Origin of the sequence: Ciceribacter azotifigens (genome assembly GCF_048159625.1) — a bacterium.
GTDB classification, from domain to species: domain Bacteria; phylum Pseudomonadota; class Alphaproteobacteria; order Rhizobiales; family Rhizobiaceae; genus Allorhizobium; species Allorhizobium azotifigens.
In genome coordinates this window covers 127,898-152,887 of sequence record NZ_JBLQTA010000009.1, presented here as the reverse complement: position 1 = coordinate 152,887, position 24,990 = coordinate 127,898, and the positions used below count along the sequence as shown (strand labels likewise).

The window sequence follows — 24,990 nt, the reverse complement described above, 5'->3', positions numbered from 1 at the left end:
AGACTGTAGAGGCTGAGGCATGTTTCGCTTTCTGAACTACCACGGAGATTTCGGCGACCGTTAGCGTCGCTCGATACCGTTTGCGCGTGCATTTTCCGCATGCGCGGGTCAGATCGTTGAAACCATTGCCGGTGCCTTATGGATATTGAAAGCCAAGCCAAAACCTTTTTCGAAGCAAACCCCGACATCGAAGTGCTGGAAGCCTTCGTCATCGACGTCAACGGCGTGCCGCGGGGCAAGTGGATCCCGCGCGAGCGCGCCCTCGACGTCCTGACCAAAGGCATGGCGATGCCGCGCTCGGTCTATGCGCTCGACGTCTGGGGACGCGACGTCAATGCCGCCGGCCTCGCGGAAGGCACGGGCGACCCCGATGGGCTCTGCTTTCCGGTTCCCGGCACGCTGTCGCGCGTCACCTGGCTGTCGCGGCCGACGGCGCAGGTGCTGCTCGAGATGCGCAATCCGGACGGCAGCGGCTTCTACGCCAATCCGCGCAACGTGCTGGCAAGCGTGGTCGAGCGCTACCGCAAGCTCGGTCTGACGCCGGTCGTTGCGACCGAGCTCGAATTCTACCTTATCGATCCGGTCCGCTCGGCGCTCGATCCGGTGCGCCCGCCGAAGACCCGCGAGGGCCGCTGGCATACCGGCCAGACGCAGGTGCTGTCGATCGCCGAACTGCAGGACTTCGAAGAGGTTTTTTACGCGATCTCCACCGCCGCGCGCGCGCAGAAAGTGCCGGCCGACACGACGCTGCGCGAAAACGGCCCCGGCCAGTACGAGATCAACCTGAACCACGTGCCGGACGCGCTTGCAGCCGCCGACTATGCGGTGCTCCTGAAACGCATCGTCAAGGGCGTTGCCCGCTGCCACGATCTCGACGCCACCTTCATGGCGAAGCCCTACGGCATGCAGGCCGGCAGCGGCATGCATGTCCATTTCTCGGTGCTCGACGAGGCCGGTGCCAACATCTATGCCGGTGAAGACGGGCCGACGGAGGCGCTCTTCCATTCGGTCGGCGGGCTTCTGGAGTCCATGGGCGAGAGCATGGCGGTCTTCGCGCCCCACCAGAATTCCTATCGCCGGCTGCGGCCGTCGGAGCACGCGCCGACCTATGCCTCCTGGGGCTTCGACAACCGCTCGGCGGCCGTGCGCGTCATCACCGCAAGCCGGCCCGCGACCCGCATCGAGCATCGCGTCGCCGGCGCCGACACGAACCCCTATCTCGTCGTCGCGATGATCCTGAGCGCCGCGCTCGCCGGCATGAAGGAAAAGACGCAGCCCGGTGGCGCGATCAGCGGCGACGAGCATGCGATCAATCACGAGCCGCTCCCGACCAACTGGGACCAGTCGCTGCAGCGTTTTTCGAAGTCGAGCTTTGCCTATGCGGCGCTCGGCCCGAAGTACCGCGGGCTCTATACCGCCTGCAAACAGCAGGAAATCTCGGAATTCTCGCTCCGCGTCACCGACGTGGAATACGACGCCTACATCCGGACCGTTTGAGAGGAACAGGACGATGCAAACTTCCCCGACCAATCCCGGCCACGCCAATTCCTGGTATGCGGCAAGTGCCAACGACAAGCGCGTCCGGCCCGAACTCGAAGGCGAGACGGAGGCCGACGTCTGCGTGATCGGCGCCGGCTTCACCGGTATTTCCGCGGCGCTGGAACTTGCCGAAAACGGTTTCTCGGTGGTGGTGCTCGAAGGCGAGCGGATCGGCTTCGGCGCCTCCGGCCGCAACGGCGGTCAGATCGTCAACGGCTACAGCCGTGACCTCGACGTGATCGCCAAGCGCTACGGCCCGGAGAAGGCCGTGAAGCTCGGCGAGATGTCGCTCGAGGGTGGCGAGATCATCCGCCGCCGCGTCGCGACATACGGCATTCGCTGCGACCTCGTCGACGGCGGCTTCTTCGCCGCCTTCACCGACAAGCAGGTCAAGGAAATGGCGCATGTGAAGGCGAACTGGGAGAAGCACGGGCATACCGGGCTTGAGATGGTCTCGAAATCCGAGGTCGGCCGCTACGCGAAGACCGACCGCTATGTCGGCGGTATGATCGACCGCCTCGGCGGCCACATTCATCCGCTCAATCTCGTGCTCGGCGAGGCCGCCGCCGCCGAAGGGCTCGGCGTGCGGATCTTCGAGAAGTCGCGGGTCACCGGCCTTGACATGGGCGCGAGCCCCGTCGTGAAGACGGCCAGGGGCCGGGTGAAGGCGAAATACGTGCTCGTCTGCGGCAACGCCTATCTCGGCTCCATGCTGCCGAAGATCACCGACCGGATGATGCCGGTCTCCAGTCAGGTGATGGCGACGGAGCCGCTCGACGCGAAGCTGATCGAGGATCTTCTTCCGGCCAACTACTGCGTCGAGGACGCCAACTACGTGCTCGACTACTACCGCCGCACCGCCGACAACCGGCTGCTCTACGGCGGCGGCATCGGCTATGGCGGGCACGACCCGGCAAACCTCACCGGTGTCATCCGCCCGAACATGCTGAAGACCTTCCCGCAGCTGAAGGGTGCCCGGATCGACTTCGCCTGGAGCGGCAATTTCGCGCTGACGCTGACACGCATCCCGCATATCGGCCGGCTTTCGGAGAACGTCTATTTCTCCCACGGCGATTCCGGCCACGGGGTGACGACGACCCATCTCCTCGGCAAGATCCTTGGCGAGGCCGTCCGCGGCCATGCCGGTCGCTTCGACGTCTGGGCCTCGCTGCCGGCACTTCCCTTCCCCGGCGGTAGGACCTTCCGCGTGCCCCTCACCGTTCTCGGCGCGTGGTGGTACGGCCTGCGCGACAAGCTCGGCGTCTGAGGAGCATCGAGCGGGCACCGAACAGCCCGCTCATTTTCTCAACGAATCGAAAGCCCCGCAACGGCAATGTCGGCGACCTCGTCGATCTCCCGGTCGATATCGACCGTCACGACGCACGGCTCGCCGGTTGGCACTTCGAGCGTTGCAAGCTGGCTGTCGAGGAGAGAGGTCGGCATGAAATGGCCGGTGCGCGACCCCATCCGCTCGCTCAGCAGTTCGTGCGTGCCTTCGAGATAGACGAAGGAGAGCCGGCCGCCCACCGTAGCGCGCAGCCGGTCGCGATAGACCTTCTTCAGCGCCGAGCAGGAGACGACGATCCCCTCGCCTCGTCCCAGCGCGTCCGCCATCCTCCGGCCGATGATTTCGAGCCACGGCCAGCGGTCTTCGTCATTCAAGGGTTCGCCGCGCGACATCTTCTCGACATTCGATTTCGGATGCAGGACATCGCCTTCGATGAAGGGCAGGCCGAGGCGTTCCGCGATCGCGGCACCGACGGACGACTTGCCGCAGCCGCAGACCCCCATCACGATGATCGCCCCCGGCGCTCCCGTTTCCGTCCGCTCCACCTGTCCACTCCCGCCGTGCTCGTTGCGACGAAGCGGAAGATAGCGATCGGCGCGTCCAAGTCCACCCGCCGTGAACGTGATCTGCAGTCAGTCCTCAAGCATCTCGGCGGCGATCTTCTCGGCCATCATGATGACCGGCGCATTCGTGTTGCCGCCGATCAACGTCGGCATCACCGAGGCGTCGACGACGCGAAGTCCCTCGACGCCGCGGACCCGGAGTGCCGGATCGACGACGGCGCGGTCGTCGGACCCCATGCGGCAGGTGCCGACGGGATGGTAGATCGTGTCGGCGCGAGCGCGAATACGCTCGGTGAGTGCCGCATCCGAGCCGCCGGCCTCGGCGTAGAGTTCGCGCTTGCGATAGCCGGCGAGCGCGCCTGCCTCCATGATGTCGCGCATCACCTTCGTGCCGGCGAGCATGCCCGCCATGTCACGCGGGTCGGAGAGATAGGCTGGGTCGATGCGGGGAGCCGCCAGCGGATCGGCGCTCCTCAACGTCACTGCCCCGCGCGAATGCGGCCTGAGCAGACAGACATGGCAGGAATAGCCGTAGCCCATATGCAGCCGACGGGCGTGATCGTCGACCATGGCGACGACGAAGTGGAGCTGGATGTCGGGCCGGTCGAGTGCCGGATCGGTCTTCAGGAAGGCGCCCGACTCGGCGAACGTCGAACGCAGATGCCCGGTGCCCTCACGCCGCCATTCCCGCGACGACCGGGCGATGTCGGCCGTGCCATGAAGGCCGATGCCGATCATGTCGCGGTCACGCGAGCGGTAGATCATGGTGAAATCGAGATGGTCCTGCAGGTTGCGCCCGACCTCCGGACTGTCGGCGACGACCGCAATGCCGTGGCGGCGCAACTCGTCCGCGGGACCGATGCCGGAGAGCATCAGCAGCTGCGGCGACTGCAGCGCACCGCAGGCGACGATCACCTCGCGCGCCGCACGGGCGACCAGTTCGCGGCGGCCGAGGCGGTAGGCGACGGCGTGGGCGCGGCCGTGCTCGACAAGCACGCGGCTCGCCCGCGCGCCGGTTATGATCGTCAGGTTCGTCCGGCCGAGATGGTCGGAGAGGTAAGCGGCGGAGGCCGAGCAACGCTCGCCCTTGCGCGGACCGCGCCAGAACTGCGTCGCCTGGTAGAGACCGATCCCCTCCTGGTCCGGACCGTTGAAATCGTCGTTGCGGCGAAAGCCGCGTTCCTCGCCGGCGGCGATGAAGGCCTGGTTCACCGGCCGCGCCCAGTCGGCATCGCTGACCTGCAGCGGCCCGCCGGCGCCGTGAAGCGGACCGGCTCCGCGGATATTGTCCTCTGCCTTGAGGAACCAGGGCAGCACGTCGGAAAAGGACCAGCCGGTGCAGCCGGCCGCGGCCCAGTCGTCGTAGTCGCCGGCATGGCCGCGAACGTAGAGCATGGCGTTGATGAGGCTCGAGCCGCCGAGACCGCGTCCGCGCGGCTGGTAGCCGCGCCTGCCGTTCAGGCCTGCCTGCGGCTCGGTCTCGAAGGCCCAGTTGGCAAAGGGCAACCGCCCCGGCACGACGGCGGCCGCACCCGACGGCACACGCAGCAGCAGTTCGCGCCCCATGCCGCCCGCCTCCAATAGGCAAACCTTGACGTCGGGGTCCTCGCTCAGTCTCGCAGCCAGAACCGCACCCGCCGAGCCGCCGCCAGCGATCACATAGTCGAACATGGTCCCCTCCCAAGGCCCCGGCGCGCGACGTTCCGTGGCGTCGCTTTTCCGTTTACGTATACGTAAACGGACCGGAGCGACCGCTCAAGAGGGCTCGTTCGCTCAACCGACGATTTCGGAGCGGCCGACAAACGAAACCCGCCGGTCTCTCGGACCGGCGGGCTTCGATAGGACGATGACGGTCGCGATCAGGCCGCCGGGGCGGAGACTGCCTTTGCCGGCGCCTCGGGCAGGCCGAGCAGGAAGTTGATGTGCGGACGCGCCTTGACGAGGTCCTCGATCGTGTACTCCGACAGGACCTCGAAGAAGGCGCCGAGCGCGCGGCGCAGGGCCGCATTCAGCCCGCAGCTGTCGACGAGAGGGCAATCGATCTCGCCGTCATCCTCGAAACACTCGGCCATCGCAAAACTGTCTTCGGTGACCTTCACCACGTCGAACAAGGTAATCTTGTCGGACGGCCGGCCGAGCCGCACGCCGCCGTTGCGGCCGCGGACGGTTTCCACCAGACCCGCCTTGTTGAGCGGCTGCAGGATCTTGAACAGGAACAGTTCCGAAACGCCGTAAGCCTTGGCGATCTCCGGGATGCGGCTCAGACGGCCCTTGTTCGCCGCGCAGTACATCAGCATGCGCACGGCATAATTGGTCTGCTTCGTCAAACGCATGCATGACTCCTCGTGCTTGGGTTTCCCCTATATAGGACCTTTTGTACTTTTGAACAATTCCAAAATAGTCAAGTTAACATTTCCACACCGCCTCTGCGACGAAGAGTCCGTTGACACCTCTCCATATTCATGACTATTACGCTCAAGAATATGCAACACGAGACAGGAAGGGACACCTTCATGACGTTTTCACGGATGCTGCGTACGGGTCTTCTCGCTTCGGCGACATTTTTTGCAGCAGGCGAGATGGCGCTGGCCGACGGCGAGGTCAACATCTACTCCTATCGCCAGCCGGAACTCATCCAGCCGCTGATCGATGCCTTCACCAAGGAAACCGGCATCGAGGCGAATGTGCTCTTCCTCGACAAGGGCCTCGTCGAACGCATCAGTGCCGAAGGCGTCAATTCCCCGGCCGACGTGATCCTGACGGTCGACATCGGCCGCCTGGTCGAGGCGAAGGCCGGCGGTGTCACCCAGCCGCTTTCCGACGAGGCGATCAACAAGCAGATTCCCGCCCAGTACCGCGATCCGGCGGGCGACTGGTTCGGCCTCACCACCCGTGGCCGCGTCGTCTATGCCTCGAAGGAGCGCGTGAAGGACGACGCCATCACCTACGAGGAACTCGCCGATCCCAAGTGGAAGGGCAAGATCTGCATGCGTGACGGCCAGCACTCCTACAATATCGGCCTCTTCGCCTCGATGGTCGCCCACCACGGCGAGGAATACACCGAGAAATGGCTGCGCGGCCTCAAGGAAAACCTCGCCCGCAAGCCGGACGGCAACGACCGCAGCCAAGCCAAGGCGATCATGTCCGGCGAATGCGACATCGCGCTCGGTAATACCTATTACGTCGGCCTGATGATCACCAACGACAAGGAGCCGGAAGAGAAGGAATGGGCGGCCGCCATCAAGGTTCTCTTCCCGAACGCGGCCGACCGTGGCACCCATGTCAACATTTCCGGCATGGCGCTCGCCAAATACGCGCCGAACAAGGACAATGCCGTGAAGTTCATGGAATTCCTCGCCTCGAAGGAGGCACAGGAAATCTATGCTGAGCAGGTCTTCGAATATCCGGTCATGCCGGGCGCCAAGGTCTCCGACGTCGTCGCGTCCTTCGGCGAGATCAAGCCCGACACGCTGCCGCTCGCCGAAGTCGCCTCAAACCGCAAGAAGGCCTCGGAGCTCGTCGACAAGGTCGGCCTCAACGACGGCCCGTCGATGTAATCGGCGAACGCTTCCCATGAAATACGAACGGGCCCTTTCGGGCCCGTTTTGCTTTGCGGCGCCCTCTCGACCGGAAAAGCCGGGGGGTACGGCAATTATCTTACTTCATCGTCGGAATGGAGAACTCGGCGCCATCCTTAATGCCGGACGGCCAGCGGCTCGTGACCGTCTTGGTGCGGGTCCAGAACTTGATCGAGTCCGTGCCGTGCTGGTTCAGGTCGCCGAAGGACGAAGCCTTCCAGCCGCCGAAAGAGTGGTAGGCGAGCGGAACCGGGATCGGAACGTTGACGCCGACCATGCCGATATTGATGCGGCTCGCGAAGTCGCGGGCAGCATCGCCGTCACGGGTGAAGATCGCGACGCCATTGCCGTATTCGTGCTTCATCGGCAGGGAGAGCGCATCTTCATAGTTCTTGGCGCGGACCACCGAGAGAACCGGTCCGAAGATCTCGGTCTTGTAGATATCCATGTCCGGGGTGACATTGTCGAACAGGAAGCCGCCGACGAAGTTGCCGTTCTCATAGCCCTGCAGCTTGAAATCGCGGCCGTCGACGACGAGCTTCGCACCCTGCTCCACACCACGGTTGATGAGGCCGAGAACGCGCTCGCGTGCTTCCTTGGTGACGAGCGGGCCCATGTCGGCCTTTTCGTCGGTGTAGGGGCCGATGCGCAGGGACTCGACCATCGGGGTAAGCTTGTCGATGAGGCGGTTGGCGGTTTCCTCGCCGACCGGAACGGCGACCGAAATCGCCATGCAGCGCTCGCCGGCCGAACCGTAGCCGGCGCCTATCAGGGCGTTGGCGGCCTGGTCCATGTCGGCATCGGGCATGATGATCATGTGGTTCTTGGCGCCGCCGAAGCACTGGGCGCGCTTGCCGTTCATCGCGGCCGTGCCGTAGACGTAACGGGCGATCGGTGTCGAGCCGACGAAGGAGACGGCGCCGATTTCCGGGTGGTTGAGGATGCCGTCGACGGCTTCCTTGTCGCCGTTGACGACGTTGAGGATGCCGGCAGGAAGGCCAGCCTCGATCATCAGTTCGGCAAGGCGCATCGGCACGGACGGGTCACGCTCGGACGGCTTCAGGATGAAAGCGTTGCCGCAGGCGATGGCCGGCGCGAACATCCACATCGGGATCATGCCGGGGAAGTTGAAGGGCGTGATGCCGGCGCCGATGCCGACCGGCTGGCGGATCGAATACATATCGATGTTCGGGCCGGCGCCTTCGGTGAACTCGCTCTTGGAAAGATGCGGAATGCCGATCACGAACTCGCAGACCTCGAGGCCGCGGACGACGTCGCCCTTGGCGTCTTCGATGGTCTTGCCGTGCTCACGCGACAGCATTTCGGCAAGCTCGTCCATGTGGTCGTTCAGAAGCTGAACGAACTTCATGAATACGCGGGCGCGGCGCTGCGGGTTGGTGGCAGCCCATTTCGGCTGGGCAGCCTTGGCGGACTGGACGGCGGCGTTCAGTTCTGCGGCGCTTGCAAGCGCCACCTGCGCCTGCACTTCGCCGGTCGCCGGATTGTAGACGGGAGCGGTGCGGCCGCTGGTGCCGGCGACGCGCTTGCCGTCGATAAAGTGCCCGATCTCATACATGGATGTGCCTCCTCAGGTTTTTCGCTGGGTTCAGCATCCCACTTTAATTTGCACAACACAACGCGATGATATACGCATCTGTTGTGCAGAAACTAATGCTTCGAGGAGGCAGTCGCGCGTGAACTGGGATGACGTTCGCATCTTCCTTGCGGTGGCGCGGGCCGGCCAGATCCTTGCTGCATCCCGGCGGCTCGGAGTCAATCATGCGACCCTGTCACGACGGCTGACCGCGCTTGAGGAGGCACTGCAGACCCGGCTCTTCGTCCGGCGCACCAACGGCTGCGAGCTCACCGCCGAAGGCGAAGGCTTTCTCGTCTCCGCCGAGCGTATCGAAACCGAGATGCTCGCCGCCCAGGCCCGGCTCGGACGCACCGACACGGCGGTCGCCGGAACGGTCCGGATCGGCGCGCCGGACGGGTTCGGCGTCGCCTTCCTCGCGCCGCGGCTGGGACGGCTGATCGACCGCCACCCGCAGCTCAAGATCCAGCTCGTGCCGGTGCCGCGGGCGTTCTCGCTGTCGAGCCGCGAGGCCGATATTGCGATCACCGTCGAGCGCCCGGAGACCGGTCGGCTCGTCTCCTCCAAGCTCACGGAATATGCGCTCGGCCTCTATGCCTCGCGCGACTATCTCTCGGAAGCAGGAGGTCCGGCGAATGTCGAGGCGCTGAAAGAACACAACCTGATCGGCTACGTGGAAGACCTCATCTACTCCGCCTCGCTGAATTACACCGGCGAAATTTCGCGCAGCTGGGATTCCGCCTTCGAGATATCGAGCGCGATCGGGCAGACCGAGGCGGTGCGTTCCGGAGCCGGAATCGGCATCCTTCACACCTATATCGCCCGGCAGTATCCGGAGCTCTGCCGCGTGCTGCCGGACGTGGCGATCCGGCGCGCCTACTGGACGATCTTCCACGAAAGCGCCCGCGATCTAACCCGTGTGCGCACCGTCGTCCAATACCTGCAGGAGCTGGTGAACGAGGAACGCAAGATTTTCCTCTGACGCTCAGCGGCAGGCGAGGACGACCGCTTCCGGCACGACCAGGCCGCCGAAATAGGCATCGGCGGGGCGCGTCTCCCGCCCGACGGTGCAGCCCTCGCCGCCCCGGACGAGCGCAGGCCGATCCACGGCGAAGGCCACGGCGGCGATATAGTCGCGATCCCGCAACATGAGTTCGATCTTGCGGCCGGCGAGCGCGACGGGCTCCTTGAGCCGGAAGCCGAAGACGACGGTCACGACGCCATCGGAGATGGTCGCGTCGAAGACGTCCGGTATATCGAGAGCCACCCGCTCTCCGTCTGCCGAGAGCTCCGCGAAGAAGCCGAACCCGCCGAGGTCGCCGGTCAGCGCATGGTGCATCGCGACGCGTTCGGCCGGATCGAAGGTACCGTCACCATCCGCATCGAACCGGCCGATAATGCGGCGGCTCGAGGCTTCGTCGACTGCGAGGTTCTCGGCGACCGCGACCAGCCGGCCGGCCTTTACATCGAACAGCACGCGCGCGGTCACGGCGATATCCGGATGGCTCGCCGCGAGACCCGCAGACGTCAGCCAGAAGAGAGAGGCGACGAACGCCCGAACCGGCAAAGAACGGCGGATCATCCGGCAGGCTCCTTTCCGTCGAGCTCCTGCAGGACGCGCCCGAAGCCCGGGAACGCACCGTCGGCCGGCAGCGCCGGAAACGGCGGAGGCTCGAGCGCGGTGCGCCTGGTCGCCATATACGCCCCGCCGTAGAGAAAGCCGATGGCGATCAGCCAGCTCGCGAAGATGCGGGCGGCAACGGTGAGCCAGGCCCGGTCGAAGGCGGCCGCGGCGAGCGCCGCGGTGGCCGAGAGCCAGATTTCAGCGGCAAAGGCCAGCGGCCGGTAGCTCCACTCGTGCAGGGTCGGGTCGCCGAGAAGCGTCGCAATCGCAAGAGCCGGGCCCGTCGGCGCCAGCAGCGGCAGAGCGATCCACACCCGCGCGCCACGCGGCAGCACGAGTGGCAGGCCGATGAGCACGCAGGCGATTGGGCCGGTGAGGAATAAGTGCGCCGCAGCGCCCGGCACTTGCGCCATCAGCGCGAAGAAGGGCTCGCGCAGGAGGATGCCGGCGGCCGCTCCCAACACGAGGGATGCCAGGGCGAACGGCAACGCCCGCCGCGGCAACTGGCCGAGAAGAAGGCCGAGGCCGACAAGCGGCAGGATGCGTTCGGAGGTGAAGACGGAAGCAAGAAGCCAATTGCCCTGCCAGCCGGACTGGTAGGCGGAGGCAGCAAGTGCCACGGCGCCGGCGAGTGCAAGCGCACACGCCGCCAGACGAAGACTTCGACGCGACGGCGCCGCCACCGGCATTTGCAGCGACATCAGGAAACGAGGAAGTAGAGGCCGCCGAGGCCGATCAGCCCGCCGAGCGCACGCGACAGCTCGCCCGCACGCACGCGCTGGAAGAGAAGCCCGACCGCGACGCCGGCGATATGGATGAGACCCGTCGCGACCACGAAACCGATCGCATAGTCGGCCGGGTCGGTGGCGTTCGGCAGTTCGGCGCCGTGGGCATAGCCGTGGAAGATCGCAAAGATGCCGATCACCGCGAGCGCGAGCCATTCCGGCGGACGCCACAGCAGGGCGATCGAGGCGCCGAGGACGATGATCGAAAGGGCAATGCCGCTTTCGACGGCCGGTAGCGGAACGCCGGCAATTCCCATCATGCCGCCGGCGACCATGATCAGCGGGAAGGCGATCGGCAGGCTCCAGACGGCGCGGCCGCCCATCTGCGCGCCCCAGAGGCCGACGCAAAACATCGCCAGCATGTGGTCGACGCCCGAAAGGGGATGCTCGAAGCCGTGGAGGAAGCCGCCGGCCTGCCCCTGCAGGATGTGGGCCTGTGCCACGGCCGGCACCGTCGCCAGTGCAAGGCCGGAAAGCAGGACTGCCGCCAAACGACGCGGTGCATTCGAAAACAGCATGGGTGCGATCTCCCGTTCGACGTGTCGCAGGCCGCCGGCAGATAGCTGGCGAGTCGGGCCTCGACTATATCCGAATCACCGGAGATTGTAGATGGATCGTGTCGGAGGCGGTTGTTCTCCGCCGTCATGTAGCCTGGAGAAATGCCATGATCCGCCCGCCGAAGTCTCCCCGCCGGCCAAGAACCCGCCGCCGCGGCCCATCTTTCCTGCCAGCCGTTCTCGGGGCGGTCGCAATGGCGGCCGTGCCCGCGGAAGCCTCTGCCCATGCGCTCGGCGGCGTCATGGGCGGCTTCGGCAGCGGCTTCGGCCATCCGCTCGCCGGCTTCGATCACTTTCTCGCGATGCTGGCGGTCGGGCTCTGGGGCGCGCAGATGGGAGGCCGGTCTGTGTGGGCGCTTCCGGCCACCTTCCCGCTCATCATGTGCGTCGGCGGCTTCGCCGGCATGCTCGGGCTCTTTCCCGACGAGCTTATCCGGATCGCGATTGCCGTCTCGCTGCTGGTGCTCGGCGGCGTGATCGCCGCCCGCTGGGTGGCGCCGGAATGGGCGGCGCTCGTCATCGTCGCCTTCTTCGCGATCTTCCACGGCTATCCGCATGGGCAGCTGACGCTGAGGGCGACCGATCCCGCAGCCTTCACCGTCGGCTTCGTCGTCTCGACCGGCCTCATCCACATCCTCGGGATCGGCATCGGCTTCGCGCTCGGCCGGCTTTATCAGGGCTACGTCGTGCGCGCACTCGGCGGTCTGATTGCCGCAAGCGGCGTCTATTACCTGCTCGTCTAGGTTAGTTTTCGCCAGAGAGGCAATCGTGCCGCTCCTTGGGATTTAACAAAGAACAAGTCCCGTCCCCGCACTAGCGTGCGCTTCATCACCGAACGAGGGTTGAAGCGACATGGACAAGAACTTCATCGAAACCTATGGCGACGCGCGCCTGCCGCGCTATACCAGCTATCCGACCGCACCCCGCTTCTCTGCCGCGATCGGCGCCGGAACCTATGGCGACTGGCTTGCGGCGGTCCCGGCGCACGAAGCCGTTTCCCTCTATCTGCATATCCCCTTCTGCCGGTCGATGTGCTGGTATTGCGGCTGCCATACCTCCATCACCCAGAAGGACCAGCCGATCCTCGACTATCTTGAGGTGCTGAAGCGCGAGGTCCGCGCCGTCGGTGCCGCTGCGAAACGGCAGCTGCGCGTCGGTAACGTGCATTTCGGCGGCGGCACGCCGACGATCATGGAAGCCGCCGAGTTCCTCGATCTCATGGCTTTCCTGCAGCAGAACTTCGATTTCTCGCCTGCAGCCGAGGTCGCCGTCGAGATCGATCCGCGAACGCTGAAGGCAGAAATGATCGCCGCCCTCGGACAGGCCGGCGTCAACCGTGCAAGCCTCGGCGTGCAGAGCTTCGATCCGGTGGTGCAGAAGGCGATCAACCGCATCCAGACGGCAGAACAGACGGAGGACGCGGCAACGGGACTGCGCCGGACGGGTGTCGACAGCATCAATTTCGATCTCATCTACGGCCTGCCGCACCAGACGGTCCGCTCCTGCGTCGAGACGGCCGAAACGGCGATCGCCATGCGGCCAGACCGGTTCGCCGTCTTCGGCTACGCGCATATCCCGGCGTTCAAGAAGCACCAGCGGATGATCGACGAGGCGGCGCTTCCGGGTGCCTCCGAACGCAATGCACAGGCCGAGGCCATCGCCGAGACGCTTGTCGCCGCCGGATACCAGCGCATCGGGCTCGATCATTTCGCGCTGCCCGAGGACGAGCTCTCGCTTGCCCAGCGGCAGGGGCGGCTGCACCGGAATTTCCAGGGCTACACGACAGATGCCTGCAAGACCCTGATCGGCCTCGGCGCCTCGGCGATCGGGCGCACTGCGGTAGGCTATGCCCAGAACGAGGTGGCGATCGGGCAATATGCCCAGCACGTCGCCTCGGGCCGGCTCGCGACCGCGAAGGGCTATCGGCTGACGGCCGAGGACCGGCTGCGGGCGGCGGTGATCGAGCGGCTGATGTGCGATTTCCGCGCCGATCTTCACGGGATTGCGGGCGAGCATGGCTTTGATCCGGAAGTGCTGCTCGATGCAAACACGATGCTCGAACGGCTGAACGGCGACGGCGTCGTGGATCTCGATGACGGCGTGCTCACGGTGAAGCCCGACCACCGCTTCCTCATCCGTTCCGTCGCCGCGTGCTTCGATGCCTATCTGGCGGAGGCAGGCCGTACCTATTCCAAGGTGGCGTGAGGACGGACGCGCGCCGGGCGGCGGCATTGACAACGCATCCGTCGCGACGTACCCGACGGATGCCGAAAAAATTCAAGACCGGTGTGGTTATTCCGGTCCCCGTCGAGCACGGGATATAGTCGCGACACGCGAACCCACGGCACCAACCTCTTCCAGGTAGGTGCCGCACGGATCGCAAGGTCCGCCATGGCACCTCCGCAACAACGGAAAAACCATGATCGACCGACCTACGCTCCTGCTTGCCCAACTCCTGATAACGCTGATGATGGCTCTTTCGATGTCAGGCATCATGTCGCTGATTGCGCTCGGGCCGACCGCCGAGTGGCTCAGGATATGGCCGCGCCAGTTCATCATCGCTTGGCCGATCGCCTTCGTGCTGACGCTGTTCGTCAGCCGTCTCGGCTTCTATCTCGCCCACCGGCTGAGAAAACTCAGCGCGCGCTGAGTTCGGCTTCCCCTCAAAAAATGTAAGGCCCGGCGATCCCCACCTCGCCGGGCCTTCCCGCAGCCGGCTTTCCGCCCTATCCGGCCAGGCCGCGGTAAATCGCCGGCAGCGCCGAGGGCAGCCGGGCGATGTGCGAAACGATCGCATAGCCGTTCTGTCCGAAGATCGCCGGCACGTAGGCTTGTGCCTCCCTGTCCACCGTCACGCCGAACACCTGCACACCCGACCGGCGCGCCTCGATGACCGCACGACGGCTGTCTTCGAGCGCGAAACGTCCTTCGTAGTGATCGACATCATTCGGCTTGCCGTCGGTCAGCACCAGAAGCAGGCGCCGCCGGTTCGGCTGTTCCTTGAGCCCCGCGGTGGCGTGACGGATCGCCGCCCCGATGCGGGTGTAATAGCCGGGCTTCAGCGCCGCGATACGACGCTCCACCGTGGCATTCATCGGCTCGCCGAAATCCTTGACCGTCTCAACCCGCACCCAGGAGCGCCGGCGCGAGGTGAAGGTCAGGATCGAGTGGTTGTCGCCGCAGGCCGAAAGCCCGTGCGCGAGCACCAGCAGAGCCTCCTTCTCGACATCGAGCACCCGGCGGTCGTCGAACCACGCATCCGTCGAGAGCGAGACGTCGACGAGGATCGAGACGGCGAGATCGTGGGCCCGCGGGCGGCTCATCAGGTGGACACGGTCGCTGCCCTGCCCGCCGGCGGCAAGGTCGGTCCTCGCCCGCACCACCGCGTCGAGGTCGAGATCCGACCCGTCGATCTGTGCCCGCAGCACCTCGTGGCGCGGCCGCAGCACTTCGAACTGCCGCTTCACCCGTCGGATGAGGCTGCGCATCTCGTCGCGGGCCTCCAGTGTCTCGCCCTCCACCGGGGCGGGGCTCGCGAGCACGCGGCAATGGTTCTTCAGGTAGGCGTTTGACCGGTAGTCCCATTCCGGATAGCTGAGTTCCGCGGTGAGCGGCGTGCGGTCCAGCGCCTCCGGCGGCAGGTCGAGGTCGAAACGGAAGCGCGCCGAGGGCCTGCCCTTGCGCTCGCCGAGCGTCATGTCGTCCAGTTCCTCGGCCGCTGCGGCGTCGTGGTCGTCGCTGTCGTCGCCGGGGCGGTCGACATTGACCATCTCGGCCATGGCGAGGATCTTTTCGAAGCGGTTGAGAATGAAGGGGCTGCGGGACTGCTCGCGTCTGTCCTTCTTTTCGCGGGTCGCGACGTGACGGCCGGCATTACCGGCCTGACGGTCTGCGGCGGAGGCGGGCGAATCCTCGTCCGTCCGGGCGTCGCTCTCCTCGCGGATCAATGCGTCCGGCCAGAGCGGCACCGGCAGCATCGGCAGGTAGCCAGGCGGCGCACGTTCCGGAAACCGATGCGGCTCGGGCTCGGCAAGCCGGCCGACACCCTTCAGCAGGAGGTCGCGTATGCGGTCCTCGACATGCTGCTCGACGGTCGGCAGGGCACCGCGCCGACGCTCCTTCAGCACCGCGGCGCAGAGCCTGCGATAGCGCGGTTCGAGCCCCGGAAAGGCAGACAGGACGGTCGCGACCGTCGCCTCTGCACGGGCGAGAGCCTCGAGGTCGCGGATGAGCGGGTCACGCGCGTCCAGCGCTTCGAGCGGCATCACCGCCATGGCCGCGGCGAGCCAGATATAGAGGTCGCGATTGAGCGCCTTGTCCGGGAAAAGGTCGATCGCCGGCGGCAACATCAACGTCGCGTGGTCACGGCCGGGCTGGACCAGCTTCTCCTCGCCCAATCCGAGTCTCTGGCGGAGCTTCAGCCGGTGGCCGGAGGTCCGTCCGCGGGCGGGTGCAACCTGCACGGCGTGCTCACCGCCGAACCCACGGAAACAGACGGCGAGCACGGGCTGGATTTCATCGAGGCTTACCGCATCCTCGGGATAGCACGGCCACGTGCGGGTGTTGCCCGCCAGACGATGCCAGGCACGTCCGACCGTCTCTTCGAGTTCGAGGAAATCCAGCATGGTCCGGTCCTCTCAGCGGATCACCGCATCGGCGACTTCGAGAAGTCCGGCGCGCACGTCCGGTTCGTCGGTCAGGGGCTCGATCATCGCCGAGCGCACCGCTTCGCGGATCGACAGTCCCGCGTCGACCAGGCTCGCGCAGTAGACGAGCAGGCGGGTCGAGACGCCTTCCTCGAGGTCGTGGCCCTTCAGCGCCCGGAGCTTTCGGGCAAGCTCGACGAGCATGGCGACCCGGCCTTCGGGCAGGCCGCTTTCGGCGGAGACGACGGCGATCTCCTGCTCCTTCGGCAGGAAGTCGAACTCGATTGCCACGAAGCGCTGCCGCGTCGAAGGCTTCAGCGTCTTCAGGAGATTCTGATAGCCGGGGTTGTAGGAAACGACGAGCATGAAGCCGGGCGGGGCTTCGAGCTCCTCGCCGGTCCGTTCAAGCGGCAGGATGCGGCGGTCGTCGGTCAGCGGATGCAATACGACGGCAACGTCCTTGCGGGCCTCGACTACCTCGTCGAGATAGCAGATGCCCCCTTCGCGCACCGCCCGGGTGAGCGGCCCGTCGACCCAGACCGTGTCTCCACCCTTCAGCAGGTAGCGGCCGGTGAGATCCGCGGCAGCGAGGTCGTCATGGCAGGAAACGGTAGACAGCGGGACGCCGAGCTTCGCCGCCATGTGGCTCACGAAGCGGGTCTTGCCGCAGCCCGTCGGCCCCTTGAGGAGCAGCGGCAGCTGCCGGGTCCAGGCCGTTTCGAAAAGAGCGCACTCGTTGCCGGCCGGCGTATAGGACGGGATGTCGGCGGATGCGGACGCGGTCTTGAGCATCAGGTTCATTGGGGGTGTTCCTTGTGCTGGAATTTTATGGGGCCTGCTACCTCCCCTCACCGGGGAGGTAGCGTAGCGGTCGCGGAGAGATCACTCCGCCGGCTGTGTGAGGCCCGTGTAGGTCGGCTCGCGCTTCTTGCCCGGCACCAGGATCGCCCAGATGAACATCAGCGCCGAAACCAGCACCACCGCCCCCGAACCCAGGCGGATCCAGTAGAAGAGGGCGAGCTGGTCCTGCACGTCCATGTAGCTTTCGCCGAGAACGCGCTGCAGATGCACCTGGAGGACGCCTGCGAAGGTGAGCGCGAAGGTCATCACCGACATCGCCGTGCACATCGCCCAGAAGCTGACCATGGAGAGCCACTGGTTATACGGTGCACGTCCGCGGATTTCCGGCACGGCATAGGCCATCATCGCGAGGTTCAGCATCACATAGGCGCCGAAGAAGGCGAGGTGACCGTGGGCGGCGGTGACCTGCGTGCCGTGGGTGTAGTAGTTCACCGAGGACAGCGTGTGCAGGAAACCCCAGACGCCGGCGCCGAAGAACGCCATCACCGAGCAGCCGATCGACCAGAGGAGCGCGGCGCGGTTCGGATGCTTGCGGCCAGCCCTCCAGGTCATCACGAAGGTGAAGATCACCATGGTGAAGAAGGGCGCCACTTCGAGGGTCGAGAAGAGCGAGCCGATCCACTGCCAGTAGCCCGGGGCGCCGATCCAGTAGAAGTGGTGGCCGGTGCCGAGGATGCCGGAGAAGAGCGCCAGGCCGACGATGACGTAGAGCCACTTCTCGACGACCTCGCGGTCGATGCCGTTGAGCTTGATCATCAGGAAGGCGAGCACGGACGCCATGATCAGTTCCCATACGCCCTCGACCCAGAGATGGACGACGTACCACCAGTACATCTTGTCGAGCGCGAGGTTCGCCGGATTGTAGAAGGCGAAGAGGAAGAAGATCGCGACGCCCCAGAGACCGAAGATCAGGATGTTGGTGACGACGGTCTTGCGACCCTTCAGCACCGTCAGCGTGATGTTGAAGAGGAACATCAGCGCGACGATCACGATGCCGACCTTGATCGCGAAGGGCTGTTCGAGGAACTCGCGGCCCTCGTGGATGTGGAACAGATAGCCGACCACTGCGACCGCTGCGGCGCCGAGGAAGATCCAGAACTGGGCGATGGCGATCTTCGTGCTGAAGAGCTCAGTCTCGGTCTCCTCGGGGATCAGGTAGTAGGTGGCGCCCATGAAGCCCATAAGCAACCAGACGATCAGCGCATTGGTGTGGATCATGCGCACGATGTTGAAGGGCACAAGCTCGGAAAGCGTGTTCGGCAGCACGTAGATCGTGCCGGCGAGGACGCCGAAGAGAACCTGGGCGAGGAAGAGGCCGAGCGCGCCGTAGAAGTACAGCATCGCGACCTTTTGGGTTTGATATTTCATCGTCTTTTCTCCTTGTCGCTCGCTCTCAACCGGCGTCGTTCGGCGGCCAGTTCTGCGTCTTGATCTTGCTCGTCCATTCAAGGAAGTCGGCGAGATCGTTGAGCTCCTGTTCCGTCAGGTTGAACTGCGGCATCTGGCGGCGTCCCTCGACGCCGGAGGGCTGGGCGGCCATCCAGGCCTTGAGGGTGTCGCGCGCGGCGGCGGGATCGGTGTCGCCACCCCAGCGCTTCCAGACGTTTCCGAGTTCCGGCGCGAAATAGGCGCCCTCGCCGAGCAGCGTATGGCAGTTGATGCAGGAATTCTTTTCCCAGACGTGCTTGCCGCGGGCGACGCCGTCGGTCAGCGTCGTCTCGTCCGTGGAGGTCGTTCTCATGTAATAGTGGCTGTGGGCCGTGAGGCCCACGAAGATCGTGAAGAAGAAGATGGAGCCGCCATAAAAGACGTTGCGGGCCCCGGTCTTGGTTAGGCGCTCTGCCATCCCATGGTCCTTTCCTAGTCCAGGCGGGCGCGTCGGCGCGCCAGCGTGGGTTGTCCCCCGTGTCCCGTGCCAGGCGTCGCTGGGAGTACGCACACTGGGCGGGACGAGCCTCTTCTAGAGCTTCCCCCGATCTGTTCTTTGCGTTTTGGCAAAGATCAGAACGGAGGCTCAGCCGGCGAGTACCGCCGAGAGCACGATCTTGCCGAGGCCGGCGAGCGCGAAGGCGACCGGCCAGGCGATGAGGCCGATGCGCAGGGCCGGCGGCGCCGCGCCGAGCCCCATGAAATCGATGATGACGAAGCGCGCCTTCAGGACCGCAAGCACGAGGATTCCCGCCCCTGCCGCAGGAAGCGCGGCACCCCATGCCGCGAGCACCACGCCGGAAAGTGCCAGCGCGATCAGGATCGCGTAGGCGAGGTTGAGCTGTCTTGTGGTTCCGTGGGCCATGGCGTCAGACCAGATAGAAAAGCGGGAACAGGACGATCCAGACGAGGTCGATCACGTGCCAGAGCGTGGTGATGAGCGCGACGTTGCTGCGCGTCGGCCGCCAGGCGACCAGCGCAAGCACCGCGGAGCCGAAGACGACGTGGAGCAGATGAAAGCCGGTCACCAGGAAATAGAGTTCGAAGAAGACTCCGAAGCTCTCGTCGCCGGCCACACCGATCTCGCCGCTGTACTCGAAGAGTTTCACCGCGAGGAAGACGAGGCCGAACAATGCCGCCAGCAAAAGCCCGCGGCGGGTCTCGGCAAGCGACGCGCCGGGACGGGCGGCGAGCGCCGCCTGCCAGCCGCTCGTCAGGAGGACGAGCGTGTTGATTGCGGCAAGCCCCGGCCGCAGATGCATCTGCGCGGTGGAAAAGGCCAGCGGATCGATGACTGACGCGATCAGAAAGGCACCGATCAGGATGCCGAAGGCGACGAGTTCGCTCCAGGCCAGAATCCACAGGAGGAGTGTGTCGCCCTCCTCGCTCTCCGCGAAAGTCGTTACGGTCATATCGGCCATGGCAAGGGCACCCCGTTCCGTTTCGGTCGCCTCTCTTTAGTGGATGGGCCGCATGCTTCTTTGCGAAATCACAAAGAACGGCACGGCAGGCGGCCTAGGATTGCGGCAGAACAGGAGAATTCCCCGTGACCGACGCCCATATCGGCCTTTCCGTGGCCACCCCCGTCATCATCGCGTTCGCGCTCATGCTCTATCGCATGGGCGTCCTGCAACGCACCGGGACGATCTCGGCCGTACTTGCCTCGGTGGCGATCGCCGCCGTGCTCTTCATCGACCGCTAGGACCCTCGCAATGATGCCCCCCAGCACCAAGACCGAGGCGATCCGGCACAACCACGAGGAACTTCTGAGCCTCTGCGACCGCCTGGAGACAATCGCCGATTCGCTTCCCTTCAGCCTCGACTACGACCTCTGCCAGCAGGTCGCCACGGAGATCGTTCCCGTGCTCACCCGCACGCAGACCGTGGAGGAGCTGGTCCTCTATCCCTTTCTTGAGGAAAGCGCCGGTTCCTGCTTCTCGGCGATGACGATCGACCGGCTGAAAGGCGAGCACATGTGCGACAGGATTGCCGCCGAAGAGGTGGCCCTGACGCTGGATGCGATGCTCGACAATCACTGCGGCCTTTCCTTCGACACGGTCGGTTATATGCTGCGCGGCTTCTTCGAATGCCTGCGCCGCCATGTCGCGGCGGAAAAGAGCCTGATCGAAATGTTTGGCACGCCCGACAGCGTCATGTAAGCTCGCCGCCATGACCGAATTCGTGATCGCCTTCGCCGTGTTCCTCGCGCTGCATTCGGTTCCGGCGATCCCGGCCATCCGAGGGCGGCTGATCGCCACGCTCGGCCGGCGGCTTTATCTCGGCCTCTATTCGCTCGCTTCGGTCGCCGCTATCGCCTGGCTGTTCTATGCGGCACTCCGGATGGATTATGTCGAGCTATGGGAGCCCGCGCCCTGGCAGGCGATGGTGACGCTGGTCGCCGCGCCGGTCGGCGTGTTCTTCGTGCTGGCCGGGCTCTTCTCCGGCAATCCGTTCTCGATCACGCTGCGCAGTTCCGAGGCGCCGACGGGCGCGATCGTCGCCGTCACCCGCCATCCCGTTTTGTGGGGCTTCAGCTTCTGGGCGCTCGGGCACCTCGTGCCGAACGGCGACCTGCGTTCGCTTCTGCTCTTCGGCGGACTGGCACTCTTTTCCTTCGGCGGCTTCTTCATGCTCGACCGTCGCGCCCGCCGGCGGCTCACCGGCGACTGGACGACCGAGACGGCCCCTACCCCGCTCATTCCCTTTGCGGCGATCCTTACCGGACGGGTCTCCTTCCGGATCGACCGGGAGATCATCGCAGCCTTCGTGCTGACGGCCCTCATCACCCTCTGGCTGCTCGCCGGCGGCCATCTTTTCCTCTTCGGCGCCGATCCTCTTCTGCTCGCCGGCTCCTGACGCTCAGCCTTCCCATTCGCGTGCAAGCGGCGGGATCGGCAGGCCGAGGAGATCGATCGCGCGGGCGGCGATATGATCGACGATCGCCTCCACGCTTTCGGGCCTGTGATAAAAGGCCGGAACCGGCGGCATGACGATCGCGCCCATCTCGGCGACGGAGCACATGTTGCGCAGGTGGCCGAGATGAAGCGGCGTTTCCCGCGCAAGCAGGATCAGCCGGCGGCGCTCCTTGAGATGGACATCGGCGGCACGGACGAGAAGGTTGTCGGCGATGCCGGTCGCGATCGCCGCAAGCGTGCGCATCGAGCACGGCGCGACGATCATGCCTGCCGTGCGGAACGAGCCGCTGGCGATCGCGGCGCCTACGTCGCGGATCGGATGGTTCTCGGTTGCCATCGCCAGCAGGCGCCCCAAGGCGCCGGGACCGCATTCGTGGGACAGGGTCCGCCGCGCCGCCTCGGAAACGACGAGATGGGTTTCGACATCCTCGATTTCCTGCAACCGCTCCAGGATGCGGAGCGGAATGGCGGCGCCCGAAGCACCGGAGACACCGAGTACGATCCGCGTCCGGCTCATGGCGTCTCTCCGATCCCGAGGTCCGCCCAGATCGCATCGACCTTCGCCGTGACCTCCGGCGACATCTTCAGCACCCGGCCCCACTCGCGTTCGCTTTCCGGCGTGATCTTGGTCGTGGCGTCGAGGCCGAGCTTGCCGCCGAGGCCGGGTTTCGGCGAGGCGAAATCGAGATAGTCGATCGGCGTGTCGGCGATCACGGTGACGTCGCGGCTCGCGTCAAAGCGGGTAGACAGCGCCCAGGCGATGTCGGGCCAGCTGCGCACATTGATATCCGGGTCGACGGCGATGATGAGCTTCGTGTAGCTGAACTGCGGCAACATCGACCACAATCCCATCATCACCCGCCGCGCCTGTCCGGGATAGCGCTTGTCGATTGCGACCACCATGGCGCGGTAGGAGCATGCCTCCGGCGGCAGCCAGAGATCGGCAATCTCCGGATACTGCCGCTTGACGAGCGGCAGGAAGATCTCGCTCATCGCATCGCCGAGCACGGACGGCTCGTCGGGCGGTCGGCCCGTATAGGTCGAGAGATAGACCGGGTTGCGACGCGTGGTGATCGCCGAAAGTGTCATCACCGGGAAGCGCTCGACGCTGTTGTAGTAGCCGGTATGGTCGCCGTAAGGTCCCTCCTCCGCCGTCTCGCTTGCGGACACCGTGCCTTCGAGCACGATCTCGGCATTGGCCGGCACGCAAAGCGGGACGGTGAGCGCCGGGGCAAGCTCGGAACGCCTGCCCTTCAGAAGTCCGGCGAAATTCATCTCGCTCATACCCTCCGGCAGCGGCATGACAGCGGCGAGGATCGTCGCCGGATCGGCACCGATCGCGACCGTCACCGGCATGTCCTGCCCGAGCTTCTGCCACATCCGGTGGTGGCGGGCGCCGCCGCGATGGGCGAGCCAGCGCATGATCAGGCGCTTTCCGTCGAGGACCTGCATGCGGTAGATGCCGACATTGACGTCGGTCGGATCGTCCGGCGCCCGGGTGATGACGAGCGGCCAGGTGACCAGCGGCGCCGGTTCGCCCGGCCAGCACCACTGGATCGGCAGGCGCCCGAGATCGATCTCCTCGTCGCGCCAGACAATGTCCTGCACCGGCGGACGGGTGACGTTTCGCGGACGCATGGACAGTGCAGCCCTCAGGAGCGGCAGCTTGCCCCACGCATCGCGCATGGATTTCGGCGGCCGCGGATCGCGCAGGTCGGCGAGCATGGCGGCCAGCCGCGGCAGGCCACCGTTCTCGAGCCCGAAGCCCCACTCGATGCGTTCGCGCGTGCCGAAGAGATTGGCGAGAAGCGGGACGCCGCAAACCTTGCCCGCGGCATCGACCGGTTTTTCGAAGAGCAGCGCCGGACCACCGGCCTCAAGCGTCCGCCGGTGGATTTCGGTGATCTCGTGGACGAGCGAGACGGGCTTTTCCACCCGCTTCAGACGGCCGCGCCGCTCGAGTTCGCCCATGAAATGCTGGAGATCGGAGAAACGGCGGATGGCTGGGGGAGCTTGGGTCATCCCGCCTCTGTGGCGGAGGAAAACCTGCATGTCTTTGCGCTGGCTCAAATGACCGCATCCTCGATGCCGTTAGCATGGCGCGACCTCCCCTTTCGAAAGGTGCTCCTGATGCGTGTTCCGCCTGCCCTCGCCGACCCCCTTGGCGTCATTCCGGTCTTCATGATCGAACGTGCGGCGAGGCTGGCCTTCACCCGGGTCCTGAAGGCCCATCCCGGCCTGTTCGAACGGCTGGGCGAGTATCGCCAGAAGCGCTATGGCTTCGTGCCGGACGACCTGCCGATCGGCTTCCTCGTCGAGCCCTCCCGCCTCTCGCTCACCGTCGTCCGCAAGCCGAAGCGGCCGGAGGCCGATGCCGCCGTGCAGGGGCCGCTCTTCCTGCTTCTGGCGCTGCTCGAAGGTCGCTGCGACGCCGACGCCCTGTTCTTCTCGCGCGACCTGACCGTCACCGGCGACATGGAGGCGATGCTGGCACTGAGGAACGCTCTCGACGACAGCAATATCGACCTGCCGAAGGATCTCGGCCAGGCCTCCGGCCCCCTTGCGCCGCTCGTCAGCAGGGCGCTCACCTATGTCCGCGACCGCGCGCTGACCGGGGAGGCCGGCCAATGGAACTGATCTGCCCGGCGGGAACGCCCGCCGCCTTCCGCGAGGCCGTCAATGCCGGCGCGGACGCCGTCTATTGCGGCTTCCGCGACGAGACCAATGCCCGCAACTTCCCCGGCCTCAATTTCACGCCGGCCGAACTCGGCGAGGCGATCGCCTTCGCCAAGCGCAAGGGCGTCATGACCTTCGTCGCGCTCAATACCTTCATGCGCGCCGGCGCCGAAGACATCTGGTACAAGGCGGCCGACGAGGCCGTGCGGCTCGGTGCAGATGCGCTGATCCTCGCCGACTTTGGCCTCATGGCCTATGTCGCGGAAAAGCATCCCGACCAGCGCCTGCATGTCTCGGTGCAGGCCTCCGCCTCCAATGCCGACGCGATCAACTTTCTGGTCGACGCCTTCAATGCGAAGCGCGTGGTGCTGCCGCGCACGCTGACGATTGCCGACATCGCCCGGCTGGCGCCGCAGATCCGCTGCGAGATCGAGGTCTTCGTCTTCGGCGGGCTCTGCGTCATGGCCGAAGGGCGGTGCTCGCTCTCCTCCTATGCCACCGGCAAGTCGCCGAACATGAACGGCGTGTGCTCGCCGGCAAGTCACGTGCGCTACCGGCAGGACGGCGCCGAACTCGTCTCCGAGCTCGGCGAATACACGATCAACCGCTTCCCGGCCGGCGAGGCCGCCGGCTATCCGACGCTCTGCAAGGGGCGTTTCGAAACCGGCGGCGACAGCGGCTACGCCTTCGAGGACCCGGTCTCGCTCGACGTCATGGATCACCTCGACGCACTTCGCGCGGCGGGCGTCTGCGCGCTCAAGGTCGAGGGGCGGCAACGCGGCAAGGCCTATGTGGCCGAGGTGGTATCGACGCTGCGGCAGGCGCTTGCCGCCGATGCGGCGGCGCGACCGGCATTGCTCTCTCGTCTCCGGCTCCTCAGCGAAGGCCAGAAGACGACGTCCGGCGCCTACGAAAAGCGCTGGAGATAACAAGGAC

Annotated in this window: 27 protein-coding genes; 12 read left to right on the top strand and 15 right to left on the bottom strand. The window is 65.6% G+C overall.

Annotated elements, in window-relative coordinates; translation table 11 throughout:
• Positions 1-138: 138 nt before the first annotated feature.
• The gene (locus tag ACM6UT_RS14635; protein ID WP_416798072.1) at positions 139-1,497 is read left to right on the top strand and encodes a glutamine synthetase family protein; all 1,359 of its coding nucleotides are present in this window, start codon (positions 139-141) and stop codon (positions 1,495-1,497) included.
• Between the two features lie 13 nt (positions 1,498-1,510).
• Entirely contained in the window at positions 1,511-2,806 is a 1,296-nt protein-coding gene (locus ACM6UT_RS14630; protein ID WP_416798071.1) for an NAD(P)/FAD-dependent oxidoreductase, read from the top strand.
• Between the two features lie 38 nt (positions 2,807-2,844).
• On the opposite strand, the gene ACM6UT_RS14625 is transcribed toward ACM6UT_RS14630, so the two are convergent.
• The 3 genes from ACM6UT_RS14625 to rirA form a co-directional block, all read right to left on the bottom strand.
• Complete coding sequence (locus ACM6UT_RS14625; RefSeq protein ID WP_416798091.1) at positions 2,845-3,330, bottom strand: gluconokinase; 486 nt, start codon at positions 3,328-3,330, stop codon at positions 2,845-2,847.
• A 129-nt stretch (positions 3,331-3,459) separates the two neighbouring features.
• On the bottom strand, positions 3,460-5,061 hold the full coding sequence (locus ACM6UT_RS14620) for a GMC family oxidoreductase (RefSeq protein ID WP_416798070.1): 1,602 nt from the start codon (positions 5,059-5,061) through the stop codon (positions 3,460-3,462).
• Positions 5,062-5,249: 188 nt separating this feature from the next.
• The gene (gene rirA / locus ACM6UT_RS14615; RefSeq protein WP_416798069.1) at positions 5,250-5,723 is read right to left on the bottom strand and encodes an iron-responsive transcriptional regulator RirA; all 474 of its coding nucleotides are present in this window, start codon (positions 5,721-5,723) and stop codon (positions 5,250-5,252) included.
• Positions 5,724-5,918: 195 nt separating this feature from the next.
• Here rirA and ACM6UT_RS14610 point away from each other — a divergent pair, with 195 nt between their 5' ends.
• The gene (locus tag ACM6UT_RS14610) at positions 5,919-6,947 is read left to right on the top strand and encodes a Fe(3+) ABC transporter substrate-binding protein (protein WP_416798090.1); all 1,029 of its coding nucleotides are present in this window, start codon (positions 5,919-5,921) and stop codon (positions 6,945-6,947) included.
• Positions 6,948-7,047: 100 nt separating this feature from the next.
• On the opposite strand, the gene ACM6UT_RS14605 is transcribed toward ACM6UT_RS14610, so the two are convergent.
• Entirely contained in the window at positions 7,048-8,544 is a 1,497-nt protein-coding gene (locus ACM6UT_RS14605) for a CoA-acylating methylmalonate-semialdehyde dehydrogenase (protein ID WP_416798068.1), read from the bottom strand.
• 118 nt (positions 8,545-8,662) lie between these two features.
• On the opposite strand from ACM6UT_RS14605, the gene ACM6UT_RS14600 reads away from it, so the two are divergent.
• The gene (locus ACM6UT_RS14600; RefSeq protein WP_416798067.1) at positions 8,663-9,544 is read left to right on the top strand and encodes a LysR family transcriptional regulator; all 882 of its coding nucleotides are present in this window, start codon (positions 8,663-8,665) and stop codon (positions 9,542-9,544) included.
• A 3-nt stretch (positions 9,545-9,547) separates the two neighbouring features.
• Here ACM6UT_RS14600 and ACM6UT_RS14595 read toward each other — a convergent pair whose 3' ends face one another.
• From ACM6UT_RS14595 to ACM6UT_RS14585, 3 genes are read right to left on the bottom strand one after another with little or no spacing between them, the layout of a single operon-like run.
• A complete protein-coding gene (locus ACM6UT_RS14595) occupies positions 9,548-10,144 on the bottom strand; it encodes a DUF1007 family protein (protein WP_416798066.1) in 597 nt (198 codons plus the stop codon).
• A complete protein-coding gene (locus tag ACM6UT_RS14590) occupies positions 10,141-10,887 on the bottom strand; it encodes a hypothetical protein (RefSeq protein WP_416798065.1) in 747 nt (248 codons plus the stop codon). The genes ACM6UT_RS14595 and ACM6UT_RS14590 overlap by 4 nt, the downstream gene beginning before the upstream one ends.
• Positions 10,887-11,489 carry a HupE/UreJ family protein gene (locus ACM6UT_RS14585; protein ID WP_416798064.1) on the bottom strand — a complete coding sequence of 201 codons (603 nt, stop codon included), beginning with the start codon at positions 11,487-11,489 and terminating at the stop codon, positions 10,887-10,889. Before ACM6UT_RS14585 ends, ACM6UT_RS14590 begins: the two co-directional genes overlap by 1 nt.
• A gap of 146 nt (positions 11,490-11,635) precedes the next feature.
• Between ACM6UT_RS14585 and ACM6UT_RS14580 the strand changes: the two genes are divergently transcribed.
• The 3 genes from ACM6UT_RS14580 to ACM6UT_RS14570 all read left to right on the top strand — a co-directional run bounded on the left by ACM6UT_RS14580 (position 11,636) and on the right by ACM6UT_RS14570 (position 14,178).
• On the top strand, positions 11,636-12,271 hold the full coding sequence (locus tag ACM6UT_RS14580) for a HupE/UreJ family protein (protein ID WP_416798063.1): 636 nt from the start codon (positions 11,636-11,638) through the stop codon (positions 12,269-12,271).
• 109 nt (positions 12,272-12,380) lie between these two features.
• Positions 12,381-13,733, top strand: coding sequence for an oxygen-independent coproporphyrinogen III oxidase (hemN, locus tag ACM6UT_RS14575; RefSeq protein ID WP_416798062.1), 1,353 nt, complete (start codon positions 12,381-12,383; stop codon positions 13,731-13,733).
• A 214-nt stretch (positions 13,734-13,947) separates the two neighbouring features.
• Positions 13,948-14,178 (top strand): DUF2798 domain-containing protein, encoded by a 231-nt coding sequence (locus ACM6UT_RS14570; RefSeq protein ID WP_416798061.1) that lies wholly within the window; start codon positions 13,948-13,950, stop codon positions 14,176-14,178.
• A 76-nt stretch (positions 14,179-14,254) separates the two neighbouring features.
• Here the strand turns inward: ACM6UT_RS14570 and ACM6UT_RS14565 are convergent, their stop codons facing one another.
• From ACM6UT_RS14565 to ACM6UT_RS14540, 6 genes are all read right to left on the bottom strand, one after another.
• Positions 14,255-16,153: a nitric oxide reductase activation protein NorD gene (locus ACM6UT_RS14565; protein ID WP_416798060.1), complete on the bottom strand. Its 1,899-nt coding sequence runs from the start codon at positions 16,151-16,153 to the stop codon at positions 14,255-14,257.
• Between the two features lie 12 nt (positions 16,154-16,165).
• Complete coding sequence (locus tag ACM6UT_RS14560; protein ID WP_416798059.1) at positions 16,166-16,975, bottom strand: CbbQ/NirQ/NorQ/GpvN family protein; 810 nt, start codon at positions 16,973-16,975, stop codon at positions 16,166-16,168.
• Positions 16,976-17,056: 81 nt separating this feature from the next.
• Positions 17,057-18,403 carry a cbb3-type cytochrome c oxidase subunit I gene (locus tag ACM6UT_RS14555; RefSeq protein WP_416798058.1) on the bottom strand — a complete coding sequence of 449 codons (1,347 nt, stop codon included), beginning with the start codon at positions 18,401-18,403 and terminating at the stop codon, positions 17,057-17,059.
• A gap of 25 nt (positions 18,404-18,428) precedes the next feature.
• A complete protein-coding gene (locus ACM6UT_RS14550) occupies positions 18,429-18,881 on the bottom strand; it encodes a c-type cytochrome (RefSeq protein WP_416798057.1) in 453 nt (150 codons plus the stop codon).
• 168 nt (positions 18,882-19,049) lie between these two features.
• Positions 19,050-19,328: a cytochrome C oxidase subunit IV family protein gene (locus tag ACM6UT_RS14545; RefSeq protein WP_416798056.1), complete on the bottom strand. Its 279-nt coding sequence runs from the start codon at positions 19,326-19,328 to the stop codon at positions 19,050-19,052.
• Between the two features lie 4 nt (positions 19,329-19,332).
• The gene (locus tag ACM6UT_RS14540; RefSeq protein ID WP_416798055.1) at positions 19,333-19,884 is read right to left on the bottom strand and encodes a cytochrome c oxidase subunit 3; all 552 of its coding nucleotides are present in this window, start codon (positions 19,882-19,884) and stop codon (positions 19,333-19,335) included.
• Positions 19,885-20,009: 125 nt separating this feature from the next.
• On the opposite strand from ACM6UT_RS14540, the gene ACM6UT_RS14535 reads away from it, so the two are divergent.
• From ACM6UT_RS14535 to ACM6UT_RS14525, 3 genes are read left to right on the top strand one after another with little or no spacing between them, the layout of a single operon-like run.
• The gene (locus ACM6UT_RS14535; RefSeq protein ID WP_112689107.1) at positions 20,010-20,165 is read left to right on the top strand and encodes a hypothetical protein; all 156 of its coding nucleotides are present in this window, start codon (positions 20,010-20,012) and stop codon (positions 20,163-20,165) included.
• Positions 20,166-20,175: 10 nt separating this feature from the next.
• Positions 20,176-20,622, top strand: coding sequence for a hemerythrin domain-containing protein (locus ACM6UT_RS14530; protein WP_416798054.1), 447 nt, complete (start codon positions 20,176-20,178; stop codon positions 20,620-20,622).
• A gap of 10 nt (positions 20,623-20,632) precedes the next feature.
• Positions 20,633-21,319, top strand: a complete 687-nt coding sequence (locus tag ACM6UT_RS14525; protein WP_416798053.1) for an NnrU family protein — start codon at positions 20,633-20,635, stop codon at positions 21,317-21,319.
• A 3-nt stretch (positions 21,320-21,322) separates the two neighbouring features.
• On the opposite strand, the gene ACM6UT_RS14520 is transcribed toward ACM6UT_RS14525, so the two are convergent.
• Positions 21,323-21,895, bottom strand: coding sequence for a UbiX family flavin prenyltransferase (locus ACM6UT_RS14520; RefSeq protein ID WP_416798052.1), 573 nt, complete (start codon positions 21,893-21,895; stop codon positions 21,323-21,325).
• On the bottom strand, positions 21,892-23,400 hold the full coding sequence (locus ACM6UT_RS14515; RefSeq protein ID WP_416798051.1) for a UbiD family decarboxylase: 1,509 nt from the start codon (positions 23,398-23,400) through the stop codon (positions 21,892-21,894). Before ACM6UT_RS14515 ends, ACM6UT_RS14520 begins: the two co-directional genes overlap by 4 nt.
• Positions 23,401-23,505: 105 nt before the next feature.
• Between ACM6UT_RS14515 and ubiT the strand changes: the two genes are divergently transcribed.
• On the top strand, positions 23,506-24,015 hold the full coding sequence (gene ubiT, locus ACM6UT_RS14510) for a ubiquinone anaerobic biosynthesis accessory factor UbiT (RefSeq protein ID WP_416798089.1): 510 nt from the start codon (positions 23,506-23,508) through the stop codon (positions 24,013-24,015).
• The gene (gene ubiU, locus ACM6UT_RS14505; protein WP_416798050.1) at positions 24,006-24,983 is read left to right on the top strand and encodes a ubiquinone anaerobic biosynthesis protein UbiU; all 978 of its coding nucleotides are present in this window, start codon (positions 24,006-24,008) and stop codon (positions 24,981-24,983) included. Before ubiT ends, ubiU begins: the two co-directional genes overlap by 10 nt.
• The last annotated feature ends 7 nt before the right edge of the window (positions 24,984-24,990 follow it).

Coding starts and splice junctions, on each gene's coding strand:
- ACM6UT_RS14635 (WP_416798072.1), top strand. CDS start 139: ATGGATATTGAAAGCCAAGCCAAAACCTTTTTCGAAGCAAACCCCGAC.
- ACM6UT_RS14630 (WP_416798071.1), top strand. CDS start 1,511: ATGCAAACTTCCCCGACCAATCCCGGCCACGCCAATTCCTGGTATGCG.
- ACM6UT_RS14625 (WP_416798091.1), bottom strand. CDS start 3,330: ATGGGGGTCTGCGGCTGCGGCAAGTCGTCCGTCGGTGCCGCGATCGCG.
- ACM6UT_RS14620 (WP_416798070.1), bottom strand. CDS start 5,061: ATGTTCGACTATGTGATCGCTGGCGGCGGCTCGGCGGGTGCGGTTCTG.
- rirA (WP_416798069.1), bottom strand. CDS start 5,723: ATGCGTTTGACGAAGCAGACCAATTATGCCGTGCGCATGCTGATGTAC.
- ACM6UT_RS14610 (WP_416798090.1), top strand. CDS start 5,919: ATGCTGCGTACGGGTCTTCTCGCTTCGGCGACATTTTTTGCAGCAGGC.
- ACM6UT_RS14605 (WP_416798068.1), bottom strand. CDS start 8,544: ATGTATGAGATCGGGCACTTTATCGACGGCAAGCGCGTCGCCGGCACC.
- ACM6UT_RS14595 (WP_416798066.1), bottom strand. CDS start 10,144: ATGATCCGCCGTTCTTTGCCGGTTCGGGCGTTCGTCGCCTCTCTCTTC.
- ACM6UT_RS14590 (WP_416798065.1), bottom strand. CDS start 10,887: ATGTCGCTGCAAATGCCGGTGGCGGCGCCGTCGCGTCGAAGTCTTCGT.
- ACM6UT_RS14585 (WP_416798064.1), bottom strand. CDS start 11,489: ATGCTGTTTTCGAATGCACCGCGTCGTTTGGCGGCAGTCCTGCTTTCC.
- ACM6UT_RS14580 (WP_416798063.1), top strand. CDS start 11,636: ATGATCCGCCCGCCGAAGTCTCCCCGCCGGCCAAGAACCCGCCGCCGC.
- hemN (WP_416798062.1), top strand. CDS start 12,381: ATGGACAAGAACTTCATCGAAACCTATGGCGACGCGCGCCTGCCGCGC.
- ACM6UT_RS14570 (WP_416798061.1), top strand. CDS start 13,948: ATGATCGACCGACCTACGCTCCTGCTTGCCCAACTCCTGATAACGCTG.
- ACM6UT_RS14565 (WP_416798060.1), bottom strand. CDS start 16,153: ATGCTGGATTTCCTCGAACTCGAAGAGACGGTCGGACGTGCCTGGCAT.
- ACM6UT_RS14560 (WP_416798059.1), bottom strand. CDS start 16,975: ATGAACCTGATGCTCAAGACCGCGTCCGCATCCGCCGACATCCCGTCC.
- ACM6UT_RS14555 (WP_416798058.1), bottom strand. CDS start 18,403: ATGAAATATCAAACCCAAAAGGTCGCGATGCTGTACTTCTACGGCGCG.
- ACM6UT_RS14550 (WP_416798057.1), bottom strand. CDS start 18,881: ATGGCAGAGCGCCTAACCAAGACCGGGGCCCGCAACGTCTTTTATGGC.
- ACM6UT_RS14545 (WP_416798056.1), bottom strand. CDS start 19,328: ATGGCCCACGGAACCACAAGACAGCTCAACCTCGCCTACGCGATCCTG.
- ACM6UT_RS14540 (WP_416798055.1), bottom strand. CDS start 19,884: ATGGCCGATATGACCGTAACGACTTTCGCGGAGAGCGAGGAGGGCGAC.
- ACM6UT_RS14530 (WP_416798054.1), top strand. CDS start 20,176: ATGATGCCCCCCAGCACCAAGACCGAGGCGATCCGGCACAACCACGAG.
- ACM6UT_RS14525 (WP_416798053.1), top strand. CDS start 20,633: ATGACCGAATTCGTGATCGCCTTCGCCGTGTTCCTCGCGCTGCATTCG.
- ACM6UT_RS14520 (WP_416798052.1), bottom strand. CDS start 21,895: ATGAGCCGGACGCGGATCGTACTCGGTGTCTCCGGTGCTTCGGGCGCC.
- ACM6UT_RS14515 (WP_416798051.1), bottom strand. CDS start 23,400: ATGACCCAAGCTCCCCCAGCCATCCGCCGTTTCTCCGATCTCCAGCAT.
- ubiU (WP_416798050.1), top strand. CDS start 24,006: ATGGAACTGATCTGCCCGGCGGGAACGCCCGCCGCCTTCCGCGAGGCC.